This is a genomic window from Streptomyces sp. NPDC002911 (assembly GCF_053591835.1).
This window is the reverse complement of the sequence record NZ_JBSFUO010000054.1, coordinates 1-18,032: the sequence shown is the minus strand read 5'-3', so window position 1 is coordinate 18,032 and position 18,032 is coordinate 1. Positions and strand designations below refer to the sequence as shown.

The following is an 18,032-nucleotide window of genomic DNA, read 5'->3' as shown; positions in this document are numbered from 1 at the left end:
TTCCTGCTGTTTCGCTTTCCAGTTCTTCGCTTTCGCGTTTCCCTTTCCGGCGAGTCCGACTCTATCAGATCCTTTCGGGCCTGATTCCCAGTCAGCGGGCTTCGTCTTCCGGGCTGTTGGGCCGTTCCGACGCTCAAACTCTAGCGGATTCTCCCGGCGACTCATAATCGAGCCTGCGAATTGAATTCCGGGCATACCGAAATTCTCCACGGTGGGAGATCGTGGTGAGTTTGGTTGCCGCATGAGCGGCGGGATCGGTTGCCGCCGAACCGTACCGGCTCCGTGACAACTCGAAGAACCTTACGGATCCGAGGCAGGTGTGTCAACCCCACCCCACACCCCGCCTTCTGGCCTTCGCTCAGTCCAGGTCGGTGAGCCGGCCGCCTGCGTCCGGCTGCTCGTGTTCCACCCGGCGCAGGAGACGGATCAGGCTCTCGCCCAGCGCTCCGCGCTCCTCGCCCGAGAGGTCCTGGAGCAGGTCCTCCTCGAAGGTGGTGGCCATCCGCATCGCCTCGAGCCACTTCGTACGGCCCTCGTCGGTCAGTTCCACGATGACGCGCACCCTGTTGTTCTCGTCCCTGTCCCGGGTGACCAGGCCTTCGCCGGCCATGCGGTCGATGCGGTGGGTCATCGCCGCGGGAGTGAGCCCGAGGCGCTTGGCGAGCTCGCCCGGGCCCAGCCGGTACGGGGCGCCGGACAGGACCAGTGTCTTCAGGACCTCCCACTCGGCGTTGCTGATGCCGAGGGCCGCGACCTGCCTGCCGTAGGCGACGTTCATCCGGCGGTTCAGCCGGCCCAGCGCGGAGACGATCTGCTCGACCTGGGGATCGAGGTCCCGGAATTCGCGCTGGTAGGCCGCGATCTGCTCGTCGAGGCTCGGCTCCTGGAGCCCGGGCTGCTCGGTGGTGTCAGACATGGCGGGCAGTATCGCACGCCCTTCGTCACCTTCGAAGTCCTTCGACGTGAAGACTTCAACATCTAACTTTAGTGCTAAAGTCTTCTGGTTCCTGTTCTCGAAGTTCTTCATGTCTTGAGGTAGTGAGTGTGACCAGGGAGATGGGCGCAGCGCTGCGGCGGATCCAGCTAGGGAGTGCGCTGAGCGCGTTCGGCCTCGGATTCACCGTCCCGTATCTGTACGTCTACGTGGCACAGGTACGGGATCTGGGTGCCGGTACGGCAGGTGTCGTGCTGGCCGTCTTCGCCGTGGCGGCGCTGGCCGTGCTGCCGTTCACGGGCCGTGTCATCGACCGGCGCGGCCCCCTGCCCGTGCTGATCGTCGCCGCAGTCGCGGCGGCCGTGGGCGCCTGCGCCCTGGGTCTCTCGAACGGCGTGACGTCCGCCGTGCTCTCCGCGGCGGTCCTCGGCGCCGGCACCGCCGTCATGCAGCCGGCTCTCGCCACGATGCTGGTGTGGTCCTCGAGCGCGGCGACCCGTACCCGCGCCTTCGCCATGCAGTTCTTCCTGCAGAATCTCGGGCTCGGCATCGGCGGCCTGGTCGGCGGGCAGCTGGTGGACGTCGGCCGTCCGTCGAGCTTCACCCTGCTGTTCCTCATCGAGGCGGCGATGTTCGTGGTGCTCGGCGTGGTCACGGCCACGGTGCGTATGCCGCGCGGCCCCTCCCTCACGGGTGCGGTGCCCGCCGACGCCACGGCGTCCAAGCCCGGACTGCGGGTGCTGCTCTCGCACAAGGCCATGATGCAGCTGTGTGTGCTGGGCTTCGTGATCTTCTTCGCCTGCTACGGACAGTTCGAGTCCGGCCTGGCCGCCTACGGCACCGAGGCCGCCGGAATCGATCCGTCCACCCTGGGTATCGCGCTGGCGGCCAACACGGCGGTCATCGTCCTCGCCCAGTTCGTCGTGCTCCGTCTCGTGGAGCGGAGGCGGCGCAGCCGGGTCATCGCGTGGGTCGGTCTGATCTGGGCCTTCGCCTGGATCGTGGCGGGGTACGCGGGTCTCGGGCACGGCAGCCAGACCATGGCGACGGCCGCGATGATCTCGACGTACGCCCTGTTCGGGCTGGGTGAGTCGATGCTGTCCCCGACGGTTGCGCCCCTCGTCGCCGATCTGGCGCCGGAGGCCATGGTCGGTCAGTACAACTCGGCGTTCGCCCTGGTGAAACAGCTGGCCCTTGCCGTCGGGCCTGCCGTGGGCGGGCCCATGGGGGCGTCGCTGCACGGGCCGTACATCGTGACCTTCGTGCTGTTCTCGCTGGGCATCACCGTGCTGGCGCTCAAGCTGGGCCGTCAGCTCACTCCCGTGCAGGACAAGCCGTCACTCACCGCGGTGCCGTCCCGGGTGGTCGCCGTGTCGCTGCCGGAGAGCGAACCGGCCGCCGCGCCCACCGCCGTGCGCTGAGAAGGGATCAGCCGGGGAGCGCGAATTCGCACCAGACCGCCTTGCCGCCGTCGGGGGTGCGGCGACTGCCCCAGGACGTGGCGACGGACGCGACGATGGAGATGCCGCGTCCCGCCTCGTCGGCGGGTTCGGCACGGCGACGGCGGGGCAGGTGGTCGTCCCCGTCGGTCACCTCGATGATCAGGCGGCGGTCGGTCCGGCGCAGACCGAGGCGCATGGGCGGGGTTCCGTGCTGGAGCGAGTTCGCGACGAGTTCGCTCGCGGCGAGGACACCCAGGTCGCAGAGCTCCACGGGAAAGCGCCAGGACGTCAGGACGCCCGTGGCGAAGGCACGGGCCCGGGGAGCGGCCTCGACGCCCCCGAGCAGGTCGAGCGAGGCGTTGTGGAAGAGCTCCGCGGTCGTCCCCGTCCGGGCGGGGTGCTGGACCACGAGGACCGCCACGTCGTCGTCGTGCTCCGCGGTGACGCCCAGGGAGCGGATGAGCCGGTCGCAGACCACCTGGGGCGAACCCTTGGCACCGGACAGGGCGCGCTCCAGGGAGGCCACGCCCTCGTCGATGTCTTCGCTGCGGCGTTCGACCAGGCCGTCCGTGTAGAGCACGGCCGTGGAGCCGGGCGGCAGGGCGATCGTCCCCGAGGTGTGGATCCATCCACCCGTGCCGAGCGGCGGGCCGGTCGGGTCCTCGGCGCGGTGGACCGTGCCGTCCTCGTCGCAGACGAGGATGGGGAGGTGCCCGGCGGAGGCGTAGACGAGGTGCCCCTCGTTGGGGTCGTGGACGGCGTAGGCGCAGGTGGCGATCTGGCTGGCGTCGATCTCCGCGGCGAGTATGTCGAGGAGCTGGAGCACCTCGTGCGGCGGCAGGTCGAGGCGGGCGTAGGCGCGGACGGCCGTGCGCAGCTGGCCCATGACGGCGGCGGCCCGCACGCCGCGCCCCATCACGTCGCCGATGACGAGCGCGGTCCGGCCGGCGCCCAGGGTGATCACGTCGTACCAGTCGCCGCCGACGGCCGCGTCCGTGCCGCCCGGCTGGTACGTGGCAGCGATGCGCAGGTCGTCGGGCTGTTCGAGGTCCTGCGGGAGCAGGGAGCGCTGGAGGGTGACGGCCGTTTCGCGGTGGCGCCGTTCGCTGGCGCGGAGCCGCTCCGCGGCCTCGGCGTGGTCGGTGACATCGGTGGCGTAGACGAGGACTCCCGCTTCCCCGTCAGGTCCGTCCGGGTCGCCGGCCGCCACGGGGGTGCAGGTCACCGTGTACGAACTGCCGGCCAGGACCTTGCGGGACTTGACCGTACGGGGGGTTCCGCTGCGCAGGACCTGGTCCATGAGGGGCAGCAGGCTGAGCTCGTCGAGCTCGGGCATGGCTTCGGCCGCGGGTTCGCCGCAGGGGCGTGGGCCGAAGGCCGACGTGTAGGCGGTGTTGACATAGGTGATGCGGTGCTCGGGCCCGTGGAGCAGCGCGACGGGTGCGGGGAGCCGGCCGAGGAGCTCGCGGGCCGACAGGGCCTCCAGCGAGGGGCTGGGGGCGGAGGGTTCCGAGGTGTCGTCCGGTGGCGTCTCCGCGGCATTCGGCCGTACGGACTCGGCGCGGGCGGCGGGTACGGAACTGTGGTCGTCCCGCGCGGCGGCTCGGCGCTGCGTTCCGGGAAGGCGGGCGCTCCAGCGCGTGAAGTTCACGGAATTTCTGGCCTCGTGTGTCGGTCTGGTCCGCTCGGGCGAGCTGCTTCTTCTGCTGGTCCTGTGGCCGGTACCCGGCCGGTTCTCCTGCTGGGCCGGGGTGCCGGGCCGGGCTTCCGGAAACGCGCGGCCGGCCCTCCCGGTGCTGTTGATCGTCGCTGGTGGTCACTTTAGGTGACGGCTTGCCGGGTAACTCTGCGCAGGTGTGAGCCCACCTATGGTCACACGCCCATTGTGACCGACCGTACTGACAGTTGCCGTACGGCAGTCGGTCCGTCGGCTGAACTCCGGTCGGTCCCGGGGCGTGCCGGCCAGCGGGGAACCGCGGGTCAGCCGGACGTGTCCGGTGGCCGTCCGTCCTTCGGCGGAGTGTCGCCGGGAGGGCCCGGGGGGGCGTGTCCACGGGCGGCGAGAGCGAATTCTGCGCGCGGATGTTCGAGCGAGCCGAGGGAGACGATCTCCCGTTTGAAGAGCCCGGCCAGGGTCCACTCGGCAAGGACACGCGCCTTCCGGTTGAACGTGGGTACGCGGCTGAGGTGATAGACACGGTGCATCAGCCAGGCCGGGTACCCCTTGATCTTGCGCCCGTAGACGTGCGCCACACCTTTGTGCAGGCCGAGCGAGGCGACGGATCCGGCGTAGGAGTGCCGGTAGTCCTCGGCCGGCCGGCCGGTGAGCGTGGCCAGGATGTTGTCCGCGAGGACCTTGGCCTGCCGCACCGCGTGCTGGGCGTTCGGCGCGGTCTCCGTGCCCGGCTCCGACCCGGTGAGGTCCGGAACGGCCGCCGCGTCACCGGCGGCCCAGGCGTGCTCGGCGCCCTCGACCGCGAGTGCGGCGGTGCAGCGGATCCGGCCGCGCTCCGTGAGGGGAAGGTCCGTGGCCGCGAGGATCGGTGCGGGTTTGACGCCCGCGGTCCACACGAGGGTGCGGGTCGGGAAGCGCGAGCCGTCGCTGAGCACGGCGACCCGCCCCGCACAGCTGTCCAGCCGGGTGTCGAGCCGTACGTCGATGTTGCGGCCCCGCAGTTCCCGGACGGCGTACCTGCCCATCGCCTCGCCGACCTCGGGCAGGATGCGCCCGGTCGCCTCGACCAGGATCCACCTCAGGTCCGCGGGCTTGATGTTGTGGTAGTACCGCGAGGTGTAGCGGGCCATGTCCTCGAGCTCCGCGAGCGCCTCCACGCCCGCGTATCCGCCGCCGACGAAGACGAAGGTGAGGGCCGCGTCGCGAATGGCGGGGTCCCGGGTGGCGGACGCGATGTCCATCTGCTCGATGACGTGATTGCGGAGGCCGATGGCTTCCTCGACCGTCTTGAAACCGATGCCGACGTCGGCGAGCCCGGGGACCGGCAGGGTGCGCGACACGGATCCGGGCGCCAGGACGATCTCGTCGTACGGGATCTCGAGGGCGCCGGTGCCGTCCTCGCCCGTGGCGAGCGTCGTGACCGTCACGGTGCGCTTGGCGTGGTCGACGCGCTCCGCCTCACCGATGACGATCGTGCAGTCCTTCAGGACCCGGCGCAGGGGGACGACGACATGACGCGGCGAGATGGAACCGGCGGCCGCCTCGGGCAGGAACGGCTGGTACGTCATGTACGGCTCGGGCGTGACCACCACGATCTCGGCCTCGCCGCTTCTCAGTCTCTGCCGCAGCTTCCGCTGGAGACGCAGCGCGGTGTACATCCCGACGTAGCCGCCGCCGACGACGAGAATGCGCACACTTGGCCGGGTGCCGAGGGGTCCCCCTGGGGAATCTGGTGCCTTCACCATCCCATGACGCAACGGAGTCCGGTGTTTGTCCACAGCCCCGGCAAATTGTGTGACCGGAAGTCTTCGGTCACACGGCGGGCCGCAGCCCTCTCCAGTTCTCGCAGCTGTGCAGGTCAGGTACGCCGGGAGGGCCGGCCCGCGGGGGTCGGACCAGGGTGCAACCGGTCCTTGCTCCGATCGGGGGGCGCGCCGTGCGGAACTACCCCCTTCTGAATTGACCCGGGCTCAACTATGTTCGTATCCCGTCGGGGTGTCGGATTCGGACCGAGGTCCACACACCGGCTGACACGGCGGGGAAGTCTCCGGGGGGAGACGTCATAACCGGGGGAAGTTATGCACACTCAGGATTTGCACGGACCGAGCGCTGTCGCCTCTTCTGCCGACGGCCATGGGCGGCTGAGCTCTGTGGGAGCGGTCGGGACGGTCGCGGCAGCGACGGGCAGCGCGGCGCGCTCCGCACCGCTCCGCGTGGACGCACAGCGCAATCTCGAACACGTCCTGCGTGCCGCGCGTGAGGTGTTCGGCGAGCTGGGTTACGGCGCGCCGATGGAGGACGTGGCACGCCGCGCACGGGTCGGCGTCGGTACGGTCTACCGGCGTTTCCCGAGCAAGGACGTGCTGGTGCGCCGGATAGCCGAGGAGGAGATTGCGCGGCTGACCGATCAGGCGCGCTCGGCCCTCGGCCAGGAGGACGAGCCGTGGTCGGCGCTCTCCCGTTTCCTGCGGACCTCGGTGGCATCGGGCGCAGGGCGGCTGCTGCCGCCGCAGGTGCTGCGCGTCGGAGCCGAGCAGGACCCGGCATCGGGCCCTGGCGCCGCCGACGGCGAGACACGCGTTCCGCATCAGCGGCAGGCAGTGGAACCGTTAGGGCTCAGGGTGGTCGGCCGGCACCCCGCCGGCGACGGCGGGCTCGACGACGATCCGGGGGCGGTCGAGCTGCTCGAGGTCGTGGGCAGCCTGGTGGACCGGGCCCGTCAGTCGGGTGAGCTGCGCGGTGATGTGACGGTGGCCGATGTGCTGCTGGTCATCGCCACCGCGGCACCGGCTCTGCCGGATCCCGCGCATCAGGCCGCAGCTTCGGCCCGGCTGTTGGACATCCTGCTGGAGGGCCTCCGCTCCCGCCCTGCGTAGTCACCGCGGCGGAGCGCGCCGAGCGGCCACCGCGTAGATGCGCCGCACGGTGGGGTGCGGCGCGGCCCGTCGACCGGAACTCCCGTGCGGCCGGAGACCGTTACTCCCTTCCCCGTCGGGGTGCTGTCACGCCCCTCGGGTACGGAAGACACCCCGGACGAGTGGTTGCTCCGCCCCGGATTCGTCGCGGCGTTGCTCTGTGGCACTCTTGCCCCGGTATTCGGGTCCGAGGGTGCATACGGGGGCTTCCGCGATGAGTGGTGACGCGCAGCAGGAAGAGCCGACCGACGCTATCGCTGCTACGGGCCAGGGCGGCAGGGCCGACGAGGGCGGGACCGTGCTGCCCGGTCCCTGGCCGTCGGCACCCGCCGGCGAAGCCATCAGGCCGGAGCCCGGCGCGGAGACCCTTACCGTGCACGCGGTCCCCCAGCAGCGCGAGGGACGCACGGGGTCCACCGGTCTCCGCCCCTCCGACGCGCAGTTGATCCAGGGCATGCGCGCGGGCGACGACCAGGCGTACGAGGAGCTCTTCCGGCGCCACGCGGGCGCGGTGCGCCGCTATGCCCGCACCTGCTGCCGGGACACGCACACCGCCGACGACCTGACGGCCGAGGTGTTCGCCCGGACGCTGCAGGCCGTGCGCGGCGGGAAGGGGCCGGAGGAAGCCGTCCGGGCCTACCTCATGACGGCGGTCCGGCATGTTGCCGCAGCGTGGACCAAGAGCGCGAAGCGTGAACATCTGGTCGACGACTTCGCGGTGTTCGCCGCGCGAGCCACCCGCACCGCCGAGCTGTCGGAAACCGACACCCTCGATCTCGGCGCCGACGTGCTGGCCATGCACGAGGCGGACCGGTCGATGGCCATGCGGGCGTTCCGCAGCCTTCCGGAACGCTGGCAGGCCGTGCTGTGGCACACCACCGTCGAGGAGGAGTCGCCGAGCGAGGTCGCCCCGCTGTTCGGCCTATCGGCCAATGCCACGGCGGCGCTGGCCGTCAGGGCCCGCGAAGGGCTCAAGCAGGCCTATCTGCAAGCCCATGTGAGCGAGTCGCTGACGGCGGGCGGCGACTGCGCGCAGTACGCCGACCGGCTCGGCGCCCATGCCCGGAACGGCCTGCGGACCCGGGCGGAGCGCGGGCTGCGCAAGCATCTGGACGAGTGTGCGAAGTGCCGGGTCGCCGCCGGTGAGCTGGACCGCGTGAATGCCGGGATCCCGGCCCTCCTTCCGGTCGCCGTCATCGGCTGGTTCGCCGCGGGCTACGCGGTCAAGGCGGCCGGCGTCGTGGCGGGTGGCGCGGCGGGGGCAGCCGGTGCCGGTGCCGCCGCGGCGGCCACGGGCAGTACCTCCGCCGGAGGAGGCGCGGCAGGCGGGGCGGCCGTGCCTGAAAGGATCGGCGCTCCGCTGAAGGCCGGGATCGCCGCCGCGGTGGCCCTGGCGGCAGCCGGACTCGTATGGGTGGTCGGCGATGACCGCCCCGCGCCGGAGCGGAAGCCGGTGGCCAAGCCGCCGGCCGCGGCTCCCGCCGCCCCCACGCCCCCACCGGAGCCGATACCGGGCCCGCAACCGCCGCCCCCGCCCGCCTCACCCGCACTCGATGCACCGCCCGCCCCGGGGCCGACCCCGACGCCTTCGCCCACGCCGACTCCGGCCCCGACGCCGCCCCCTCCGAAGGGGCCGGCACCGACGCCGACTCCCACCCCGACGCCGACCCCACCGCCTGCCGGCCCGACGGAGCCACCGCCACCGGCCCCGTCGGAGCCGCCGCCACCCGCGCCGGCGGTCTACCAGGTCAACGAGCTGGGCTACTCAGCCACCGGTGATCACATCGGCCCCGAGATCCTGCTCGGCCGGAGCGACGGCGTGGTCTGGCAACGCCAGGGGCTGTCGATCGCCTCCGCGACGTACGCCCACGGTGTGACCGTCCACTCCCGTTCGTCGGTCACCGTCCAGCTCAACCGGGCGTGCACCCGCTACGACGCCGTGGTCGGGGTCGACGACCTGACGATGGGGCTCGGCGCCGTGCGTTTCTCCGTGTACGAAGGTGACGGGGCGCGGCTGTGGCAGTCGCCCGTGCTGCGGGGCGGTGAGCCCGCCGTACCGGTGAGTGTCGGCATCGAGGGCCGGGAGACGATCCGGCTGGTCGTGGAGCCGTCGGGACGCATCGGCGGGGTCGCACTGGCCGACTGGGCCCAAGCGCGCATCAGCTGTCGCTGAGCTCCTCGGCGACATCGGCCAGGAGGCCGAGAACGTCGTCCGGGGCCGGACCGGACTCCAGGGCGCTCTCCTCCTCGTACCGCCGGGGGCCCGAGCTCTGCGCGGAGCCGCTCCACCGCCGCCGCCACCTCGGCCTTCTCCATCGGCCGAGCGGGGAGGGCTCGCCCGCCAGGCCCCGACCGCCGCGAGGAGCCGGGCCGACCCCGCGAACTGGCCCAGGCCCACCAGGACGGTCCCGGCCGCCTCTGCCAGATGGGCGGTGAAGCCGGCCGCGCATCCGGACGTCACCCCGCGCAGCCCCTCGGCAGGCCCGCCGGACGGTTCGTACACCTGGATGCGCGCGGAGACCTCCAGGACGGCTGCCGTGAACTGCGGCGGCCGGGTGCCGTACGGCTGGCCGCCGACCGCCGCGTCGGCGTACCGGCGCGCCTGCGGGATGTCGCCCACCGTCAGTGCGATCGAGGCCCGCAGGAAGTCCACATACGCCCGGGCGTCCAGCACATGCCGGCGCTCCGCGTCCGCCTCCGCCGTGTCCAGGCTCTTCATCGCCTCGTCCAGGTCCCCGGCGCCGTAGGAGAGTTCGGCGAGACGGGCGAGCAGGAAAGGCGTCTCCGCGTGGGCGCCGACCTCCCGAACGAGCTCCAGCGCCTCCTGGTAGGCCGCGCGCGACTCCTCGTACCTCCCCGGCGGCCCATCCCCGCCTCGGCGACGGCACTCGCCACCTGGGCGCGCAGAAAGCGGTCGCCGACGCGTCGGCTCAGCCCGCGCAGCTCGGCGATGTCCTCGTCGATGCCGTCCATGCCCTGAGGGGCGTCGATCAACATGTGGGTACCGGGCCATCAGAGCGACGCCGTACTCCCAGTCACCGCCGTACGCCCTGGTATGGGCGACGACCGCCGAAGACGTACAGGTCGATGTCGTCGGGCCCGGCGGTGAGCCGGAGCCGCCCGGGGTGCCGTCGACCGCCTCACGGCCGAGGGCGCGCCGCAGGCGGCCGACGAGGGCCTGGAGGGCGGTGGGAGCGTCCTGCGGGGGATCGTCGGCCCGTAAGTCCTCGATGAGCGTGGCGACGGGCGCGGGGCGGCCCGCGCGCAGGGCGAGGGCCGCGAGCAGGGTGCGCAGCCGCGTGCCGCCGACGGGCAGCACCTCGCCGTGCTCGTCTCGCGCCTCCGTGACGCCCAGGATCAGGTACCGCACGTGGCCATTGCGTCCCGGCGGGCCGAGAGGCTCTACGACTGCAGGGTGCGGCGGGCCGGGACGACGCCGCCGGCCACCGCTCGCTGCCGCGGTGCAGCCGTGCCCGTCCAGCAGGTGCCCCGGCGCGTGACCAGGCGGCGGAGCCAGAGCTCCGTGGACGCCAGCTCGGCCAGGCCGTCCAGAGGCAGGGGCTCGCCCTCGGAGGCGGCGCGCAGCGCCTTGCGTACGACGCGGGCCTCGATCAGGCCCGCGTCGGCGAGCAGTGGGGCGTCGAAGAGGGCGATCAGTTCCGGAAGGGCGGTACGCAGGCCGATGCGTCCGGCAGCGGTCGAGGTGGCCTGTGACGGAGTGCCCCAGCCGGGCGGCAGGTCGTGGATACCGGCGCCCGCGAGGACCCGGCGCAGGATCGCGGCCCGGGCGCCCGGTTGGACCCGTAGCGATTCCGGGAGGGCGCGGGCTGCCCGTACGACCTGGTTGTCGAGGTAGGGGGCGTGCAGACGCTGGCTGCGGATCTCCGCGGCCTGTTCCAGGATCCGCTGGTCGGCCGCGTGCCGGGCCAGTGCCGCACGGGCCCTGGCCTCCCCCGGGCGCTGGACCGAGGCGGGCCGGATCGCCGCCTCCTGGAGGCGGACCGATACTTCCGCGAGTGCCTCCCCGGTGAGCCAGCGCGCGGCCGGTCCGGGCCGGGACCAGGTGAGGGAGGCGAGCGAGGCGTCGGCCGGGGTGTCGAGGCCGGGAGCGTCACGATTGGCGTCGGGCAGCAGGGACGCGGCCGTTTCGAGCCCGGTGCGGTACGACGTACGGGCCAGCCTGCGGGCGGCCCGGTAGACGGTCAGCGGGACGAACAGGGAATGTGCCGAGGGGCCTTCGGCCCTGGCGAGCGCGGCGACGGGCCGCAGGAGATGGCGTCTGCGCCGGTCCATGAGGAGGTCGGCCAGCCGCGCGGGGTGCGCGTCCAGGACCTGACGGGCGCCGTGCCCGACGAAGTGGTCCGCGCTGCCCGCGGCCAGCCGGCGGCGGTGGCGTTCGGCGACGACGAGAGAGGGGGCGGGTTCGTCGGTGAGCGGGCCGCTCTCCAGCGACGCGTACGGAAGGGCCTCCTCGCCCGCCGCCACGACCACATGGTGCAGGCGGGGGTTGGCGGCGATGATCCGGGCGCGCTCCAGCTCGTCCTCGCGGCCCTGCGTGGACAGGTCGTTGAACGTGACGGCGAGGAGCCGTTCGCCCGCCCCCGTGCCATGGCCCAGCACGGTCCCCGGCAGCCCGGGCAGTCCCGAGGCCAGCAGGGCGAGCGTGGCGGAGGCACTGCCGCCGGAGAGGTCGGCGCCGATGCCGGGCACGGGCGCCCCTCGGGCCGCGCGGCGATCGGCGGGCCCCATGCCAGGGACGGGCCCTGGGTCGGGGCGCAGGGTCTCCGGGGCGTGGCGTGGCGCCGTGAGCCGTGCGCGTACGGCTTCCACGAGCGCGTCCCGTACGCCCTCCACGGCGCTCACCGGGTCGGTCTGGGCGGCCGCCACGGCGAGGGAGGCCACCGCCTCGTACCCCGTGATCTCGCGGGAGCCCTCCCGCAGGATCAACGCGTGCCCGGGCGGGATCCGCTTCACCCCCGCGTACGGCGTGCCGTCGCCCAGCGCCTCCGGGGTCTCGGGGCAGGCCAGCAGCGCGGCGAGGTGGCCGATGTCCAGCTGCGCCTCGATGAGGTCGGCGAGCGGGAGGGCGGCGGTGGCGTACGCGGTGCCATTGGCCCAGGGCGTGTGGAAGACGGGGCGGGCTCCGGCGAGGTCTCCGGCCACGGTGATGCGGCGGCCGATCTGTACGACGGCCGTGTAACTGCCGGGCCAGGCGGTGAGATGGCGCAGCGCTCCGCCGCGGGCGGCCAGCAGCCCGACGCGGAGCTGTTCGTCGGTGGCCCCGCAGCAGCCGAGGACGGCGAGGCGGGCGGTGGGCGCTCCCTCGGGGGTCGCGACCGTGATGATGCGGATCTCGTCGGGGCGCCAGTCGCCCACGGCCCAGAGCGGATCCGGGTCCCCCCACAGGAGTTGGGAACCCACCGGATGAACGGTGCGCCCCTCCCCGTGGTGGCCGACAGCGCCCACGGTGCCGAAGCTCGCGGCGATACTGCTCCACCCCACCAACCAACGCATCGCCGCCTCCACGGGCTGTGGACGAACCGGCGCTCCAGGACACGGGGACGCCGTTGCGGGACATGCTGCCACGACAACGACGCCCAAGAGGGGCACGGGCGGCGCACACCGGATGCGCATGCGCCCCTGGCAAAGCCTGACCACGGCTCGACGGGACCTCCGCAACGGAACTGGTTATTCCGGGAGTTGCGGGCGCCGACCCCCGGAAATCGGCCCTGCCTCGGGCGGGCCGCGGAACCGACGTAATCCGGCCATAGCCGGACGGCTTCCCGACGCCTGCCTCGACCGGCGCTATTCGGCCATTCTCCGATCGCGGCGGAACCGCGCGTTTCGCCTGCGGAGGCCCGCCGAAGGCACTCTCAGGCGGCCCTTCCCGGGGCGCGGGCGCCCCAGCCGCAGGCCCTCGGCGGCCCTGTGGAAGGGCCCGCCGAAGTGCGGCGACGTGCGGGCCGGCGCATCCCCCCGGTGCGCCGGCCCGCACACCGCCTTCTCCGAACCCCGCCCGTGCGGCGCACAGTCCGGGAGGTGTTCGCCACCTCCCGGACCGGTTCGCCGCCCGCGGGGATTGGGGCGGCGGTCTCCCCCAGCCCGCTGAGTCCAGTTCAGCGGGCCGACCCACGCAGGACCCATCGAAGCGCTTGCACACAGGCCGGACCAGAGCGCACGGCCGGGCGCACGGCCACACGTCCGGAGCACGGTGCGCACGCCCCGCATCGCACGGACACCATTCCCGCCATACGGAGGTCTGCCCCTTAACGGTGGGGATGCGGCGAACTACGCTGGGTGTACCGATGTTCTCAGCAGGGCGGCATATTCCACGGGGCTCAGCCAAATGCGTGTGCAGCCGGAGTGCCTGGGACCGTACCTGGGGAGAACACGGTACGAATGCCGCGCGCCTGACGGTGACGCGGCGGCCGTCTGTGTGTCGAGGGGTGACGCATGTCCAGGGAGCAACGCGGGCCGAACGAGAAGCTCGGCACGGTTCTCGCCCTCGCGGGAATCAGCAACGCCGGGCTCGCCCGGCGGGTCAACGACCTCGGAGCGCAGCGCGGACTGACACTCCGTTACGACAAGACGTCGGTGGCCCGGTGGGTCGCCAAGGGCATGGTGCCCCAGGGGGCGGCGCCCCATCTCATCGCGGCGGCGATAGGGGCCAAACTCGGCCGCCCCGTCCCGCTGCACGAGATCGGGCTCGCCGACGCCGATCCGGCGCCGGAGGTCGGTCTGGCCTTCCCCCGCGACGTGGGCGAGGCGGTCCGGTCGGCGACGGATCTCTACCGGCTGGATCTGGCGGGCCGCCGGGGCGGCGGTGGGATCTGGCAGTCGCTGGCGGGTTCCTTCGCGGTGAGCGCCTATGCGACCCCCGCGTCCCGCTGGCTCATAACCCCGGCCGATCCGTCGGTCGCGCGGGACCCGACGGCCGCCCGGACCGCGATGCTCGGCACGGAGGGCGCACCCGGGGCGCAGGGCGGTGTGCCCGTCCAGCCCGGCCCGGACACCGCGGGCGCGGTTGACGGGCCGCTGCCGCGCGTCGGGCACAACGACGTGGCCAAGCTGCGCGAGGCCGCCCAGGACGCACGCCGGTGGGACTCCAAGTACGGCGGCGGCGACTGGCGTTCCTCCATGGTCCCGGAGTGCTTACGGGTCGACGCCGCACCGCTTCTGCTGGGCTCGTACAGCGACGAGGTGGGCCGGGCGCTCTTCGGCGCCTCCGCCGAGCTGACCAGGCTCGCCGGGTGGATGGCCTTCGACACCGGCCAGCAGGAGGCCGCCCAGCGCTACTACATCCAGGCGCTGCGCCTGGCCCGGGCCGCCGCCGACGTACCGCTGGGCGGCTATGTCCTGGCATCGATGTCGCTGCAGGCGACCTACCGGGGCTTCGCCGACGAGGGTGTGGACCTGGCGCAGGCCGCGGTCGAACGTAATCGCGGGCTCGCCACCGCACGGACCATGAGCTTCTTCCGGCTCGTGGAGGCGCGCGCCCATGCCAAGGCCGGCGACGCACCTGCCGCCGGGGCCGCTCTCAGGGCCGCGGAGAGCTGGCTGGAGCGCTCACGGACCGGTGACTCCGACCCGGCGTGGCTCGGTTTCTACTCGTACGACAGGTTCGCCGCCGACGCCGCCGAGTGCTACCGCGACCTCAAGGCGCCCCGCCAGGTGCGGCGCTTCACCGAGCAGGCCCTGTCGAAGCCCACCGAGGAGTTCGTCCGCTCCCACGGGCTGCGGCTCGTCGTGTCCGCGGTCGCCGAGCTGGAGTCGGGCAACCTCGACGCGGCCTGCGCGGCGGGGACGCGGGCGGTGGAGGTGGCGGGCCGCATCTCCTCGGCGCGCACCAACGAGTACGTACGCGATCTGCTGCACCGCCTGGAGCCGTACGGGGACGAGCCCCGCGTGGCCGAGCTGAGGGAACGAGCGCGTCCGCTCCTCGTCGCCCCGGCCTGACCCGAACGGCGGGACTGCGCGGGCCCGACCCGGGGAAAGCCAACCGGTACGCCCCGATTTCGGAGGATCCGGGAGTGAAGCGTCCCGCCACGCACACGCTCTCCCTGGTTTGAGCCCGTTGTCAGTGGGTCAGTGCACTATCGGGGTGGGAGGTGGCGTGGTGATGACGCACGCGGCGTACGACTGCGATGTGCTGGTGATCGGTGGCGGAATCGTCGGTCTGTCGACCGCGTACGCGGTCACGCGCACCGCACCCGGCACCCGGGTCACGGTGCTGGAGAAGGAGTGGGGCCCTGCCCGGCATCAGACCGGGCGCAACAGCGGGGTGATCCACAGCGGCATCTACTACCCGCCGGGCTCCCTCAAGGCGCGCTACGCGGTGCGGGGCGCCGCCGAGCTGGTGGATTTCTGCGCGGAGCACGGCATCCCTCACGCGGTGACGGGCAAGCTGATCGTCGCGACCGGCAGCGACGAGCTGCCCCGGCTGCACGCCCTGGTGCAGCGCGGCCGGGCGCACGGCCTGCCGGTCCGGGAGCTCGGCCCCGCCCAGATCGCGGAGTACGAACCGCGGGTGCGTGGCCTCGCGGCGATCCAGGTCGGGACGACGGGGGTGTGCGACTTCACCGCGGTGGCCGTCCGTTTCGCCACCGAGGTGTGTGCCTCGGGCGGGCAGATCCGTTACGGCGCGGAGGTCGTCGCCGTCGACCGGCGCCCGTGGGGTGTCGCGGTCCGCACGGCCGACGGCCAGGTGGTCAGGGCCCGTGTGCTGGTCAACTGCGCGGGGCTGCACAGCGACCGGGTGGCGCGGCTCGCGGGCGACGACCCGGGGGCGCGCATCGTGCCCTTCCGCGGGGAGTACTACGAGCTGGCCAGGCCGGAGCTGGTGCGCGGGCTGGTCTATCCGGTGCCGGACCCCGCATTCCCCTTCCTCGGGGTGCATCTGACCCGGGGCGTCGACGGTACGGTCCACGTCGGTCCGAACGCCGTGCCGGCCCTGGCCCGCGAGGGATACGGCCGGACGGTCGTCCACCCCGGCGAGCTGGCCGCCACCCTGGCCTGGCCCGGCGCGTGGCGGATCGCCCGGCGGCACTGGCGGTACGGGGCGGGCGAGGTGCACAGATCCCTGTCGAAGAGCGCGTTCACCCGGGCCGTCCAGCGGCTGCTGCCGGAGGTGACGGAGGCCGATCTGCGGCCCTCCCCCGCCGGGGTCAGGGCCCAGGCGGTCCTGCGGGACGGCACGCTGGTCGACGACTTCCTGATCCGGGACGCCCCGCACACCGTGCACGTGCTGAACGCCCCGTCTCCCGCGGCCACCGCTTCTCTGCCCATCGGGAGGGAGGTGGCGCGACGGGCCCTGCTGCGGGCGGGGGCGACGGGCTGGACCCCTCCCGCCGTAGAATCGGGTCATTGTGTCTGAGCCTGTGAACCCCACCCCAGAGACGCCCGGCCCCGCCCCGGTGACCGCGCCCGGCCCCGCCCCGGAGACGCCCGGCCCCGCCCCGGTGACCGCGCCCGGCGCGGGCCCTGATGCCGCACCGGCCGGCACCGCGGACGCGGATGACGCGGCAACGAGGCGCGTCGCCTCCTTCGAGCGCCGCCGCAGGCTGCGCCAGGAGCCCCGCTTCCCCGGCGGCCCGGCCGCCGACCCGGCGGGTTCGCACCACGAGCGCCGGATCCGCAGCTTCCAGCCCCGCCGCAGCCGGGTGACCACCGGCCAGGAGGACGCCCTCCAGCGGCTGTGGCCCACCTGGGGCCTGGACATCGACGGCAGCAGCGTCCTCGATCTCCCCACGCTCTTCGACGGCCTCCCGGTGGTCCTGGAGATCGGCTTCGGTATGGGCGAGGCGACGGCGCAGATGGCGGCCGACGACCCGGCCACCGGAATCCTGGCCGTCGATGTGCACACCCCCGGCCAGGGCAATCTGCTGGGTCTCGCGGAGCGGGCGGGGGTGTCCAACGTCCGTGTCGCCAACGGTGACGCGATCATCCTGCTCCGCGAGATGCTGGAGCCGGCCGCCCTGGACGGGCTCCGGGTGTACTTCCCCGACCCATGGCCCAAGAAGCGGCACCACAAGCGGCGGCTGATCCAGCCGCAGTTCCTCGACCTGGTGGCGCAGCGGCTGAAGCCGGACGCGGTCGTCCACTGCGCGACGGACTGGGAGCCGTACGCGGAGCAGATGCTGGAAGTCCTCACGGCGCACCCCCTGTTCGAGAACACCCAGGCGGACGGCGGTTATGCGCCCCGGCCCGCGTTCCGGCCACTGACCCGCTTCGAGGGCCAGGGTCTGGACAAGGGGCACGTCGTGCACGACGTGCTCTTCACCCGTCGCTGATCAGCCACCGCCCGGCAGCCCGCTGCCCGCCGCGTGGCCAGGTGTCAGTGGCCCTCGTTAGGGTCGTCGGGTGTCCGAGAGGTCCGTGCAGCACCAGCAGCCGGCCGTCCCGGTTCTCGAGGAGCAGCGGCTCGACGAGTTCCTGGGGGCCGTCCCGGAGCGAGGCCAGTGGCGTTACCGGCCCCGCATCGTCGGCATGGTCTGGCGCAGCAAGGCGTTCCGCGCCGGTGCGGTGATCACGGTGCTCGCGCTCTGCGGCCTCGTGATCCTGGCCCTGGTGCGCCAGCAGACGGGGACCGAGGGCTTCCTGGTGGGGCTGGGCCTGGCCGTGCTGCCCGTGCCGCTGCTGATGGCGGCGTTCCGGTGGCTCGACCGGGTCGAGCCGGGCCCCTGGCGGAATCTGCTGTTCGCCTTCTCCTGGGGTGCGTGCGCCGCCGCGCTCGTGGCGATCATCGCCAACTCCTTCGCGACCCGGTGGATAGCGACGGCCACCGCTGATCCGGCGAGCGCCGACACCCTCGGAGCCACGGTCGTCGCGCCGGTCGTCGAGGAGACCGCGAAGGCCGTCGCGGTCCTGCTGATCTTCCTCTTCCGCAGACGGCAGTTCAGCGGGATCGTCGACGGCATCGTGGTCGCCGGATTCACCGCGACCGGCTTCGCCTTCACCGAGAACATCCTCTATCCTCGCCGTTTCACTTGGGTACGCCTGGCTTGGGGGGGGAAACGCGAAAGTGCCTTCCTGACCTGGGACGATGAACCTTGCTGAGGGGTTCTGTC

Annotated in this window: 11 protein-coding genes and 2 pseudogenes; 8 read left to right on the top strand and 5 right to left on the bottom strand. The window is 72.8% G+C overall.

Translation table 11 applies throughout. The features are described 5' to 3' along the window. Nucleotides 1-358 precede the first annotated feature (358 nt). Nucleotides 359-916 carry a MarR family winged helix-turn-helix transcriptional regulator gene (locus ACWD04_RS33030; protein WP_451137423.1) on the bottom strand — a complete coding sequence of 186 codons (558 nt, stop codon included), beginning with the start codon at nt 914-916 and terminating at the stop codon, nt 359-361. A 140-nt stretch (nt 917-1,056) separates the two neighbouring features. On the opposite strand from ACWD04_RS33030, the gene ACWD04_RS33025 reads away from it, so the two are divergent. Beyond that, nucleotides 1,057-2,355: an MFS transporter gene (locus ACWD04_RS33025; protein WP_451137425.1), complete on the top strand. Its 1,299-nt coding sequence runs from the start codon at nt 1,057-1,059 to the stop codon at nt 2,353-2,355. 7 nt (nt 2,356-2,362) lie between these two features. Here the strand turns inward: ACWD04_RS33025 and ACWD04_RS33020 are convergent, their stop codons facing one another. After that, complete coding sequence (locus ACWD04_RS33020; protein ID WP_451137422.1) at nt 2,363-4,027, bottom strand: ATP-binding SpoIIE family protein phosphatase; 1,665 nt, start codon at nt 4,025-4,027, stop codon at nt 2,363-2,365. A 329-nt stretch (nt 4,028-4,356) separates the two neighbouring features. Beyond that, nucleotides 4,357-5,796, bottom strand: coding sequence for an NAD(P)/FAD-dependent oxidoreductase (locus ACWD04_RS33015; RefSeq protein WP_451137421.1), 1,440 nt, complete (start codon nt 5,794-5,796; stop codon nt 4,357-4,359). Between the two features lie 333 nt (nt 5,797-6,129). On the opposite strand from ACWD04_RS33015, the gene ACWD04_RS33010 reads away from it, so the two are divergent. From ACWD04_RS33010 to ACWD04_RS33000, 3 genes are all read left to right on the top strand, one after another. Then, nucleotides 6,130-6,927 carry a TetR/AcrR family transcriptional regulator gene (locus tag ACWD04_RS33010; protein ID WP_451137420.1) on the top strand — a complete coding sequence of 266 codons (798 nt, stop codon included), beginning with the start codon at nt 6,130-6,132 and terminating at the stop codon, nt 6,925-6,927. A 253-nt stretch (nt 6,928-7,180) separates the two neighbouring features. Further along, nucleotides 7,181-9,139 (top strand): sigma-70 family RNA polymerase sigma factor, encoded by a 1,959-nt coding sequence (locus ACWD04_RS33005; RefSeq protein ID WP_451137419.1) that lies wholly within the window; start codon nt 7,181-7,183, stop codon nt 9,137-9,139. Between the two features lie 252 nt (nt 9,140-9,391). Continuing rightward, complete coding sequence (locus ACWD04_RS33000) at nt 9,392-9,946, top strand: hypothetical protein (RefSeq protein ID WP_451137418.1); 555 nt, start codon at nt 9,392-9,394, stop codon at nt 9,944-9,946. 91 nt (nt 9,947-10,037) lie between these two features. Here ACWD04_RS33000 and ACWD04_RS32995 read toward each other — a convergent pair. Together ACWD04_RS32995 and ACWD04_RS32990 are read right to left on the bottom strand one after the other, a co-directional pair. After that, nucleotides 10,038-10,336, bottom strand: a pseudogene (locus ACWD04_RS32995) (AfsR/SARP family transcriptional regulator); the annotation flags it as partial. A gap of 32 nt (nt 10,337-10,368) precedes the next feature. Then, nucleotides 10,369-12,480, bottom strand: coding sequence for an asparagine synthase-related protein (locus ACWD04_RS32990; protein WP_451137417.1), 2,112 nt, complete (start codon nt 12,478-12,480; stop codon nt 10,369-10,371). Nucleotides 12,481-13,419: 939 nt separating this feature from the next. Between ACWD04_RS32990 and ACWD04_RS32985 the strand changes: the two genes are divergently transcribed. The 4 genes and pseudogenes from ACWD04_RS32985 to ACWD04_RS32970 all read left to right on the top strand — a co-directional run. After that, a complete protein-coding gene (locus tag ACWD04_RS32985; RefSeq protein ID WP_451137416.1) occupies nt 13,420-14,922 on the top strand; it encodes a sporulation protein in 1,503 nt (500 codons plus the stop codon). A 160-nt stretch (nt 14,923-15,082) separates the two neighbouring features. Then, on the top strand, nt 15,083-16,339 hold the full coding sequence (gene lhgO / locus ACWD04_RS32980) for an L-2-hydroxyglutarate oxidase (RefSeq protein ID WP_451137424.1): 1,257 nt from the start codon (nt 15,083-15,085) through the stop codon (nt 16,337-16,339). Continuing rightward, complete coding sequence (gene trmB, locus ACWD04_RS32975) at nt 16,332-17,255, top strand: tRNA (guanosine(46)-N7)-methyltransferase TrmB (RefSeq protein WP_451137415.1); 924 nt, start codon at nt 16,332-16,334, stop codon at nt 17,253-17,255. Before lhgO ends, trmB begins: the two co-directional genes overlap by 8 nt. Nucleotides 17,256-17,325: 70 nt before the next feature. Beyond that, a pseudogene (locus tag ACWD04_RS32970) lies at nt 17,326-17,937 on the top strand (PrsW family intramembrane metalloprotease); the annotation flags it as partial. Nucleotides 17,938-18,032: the final 95 nt, after the last annotated feature.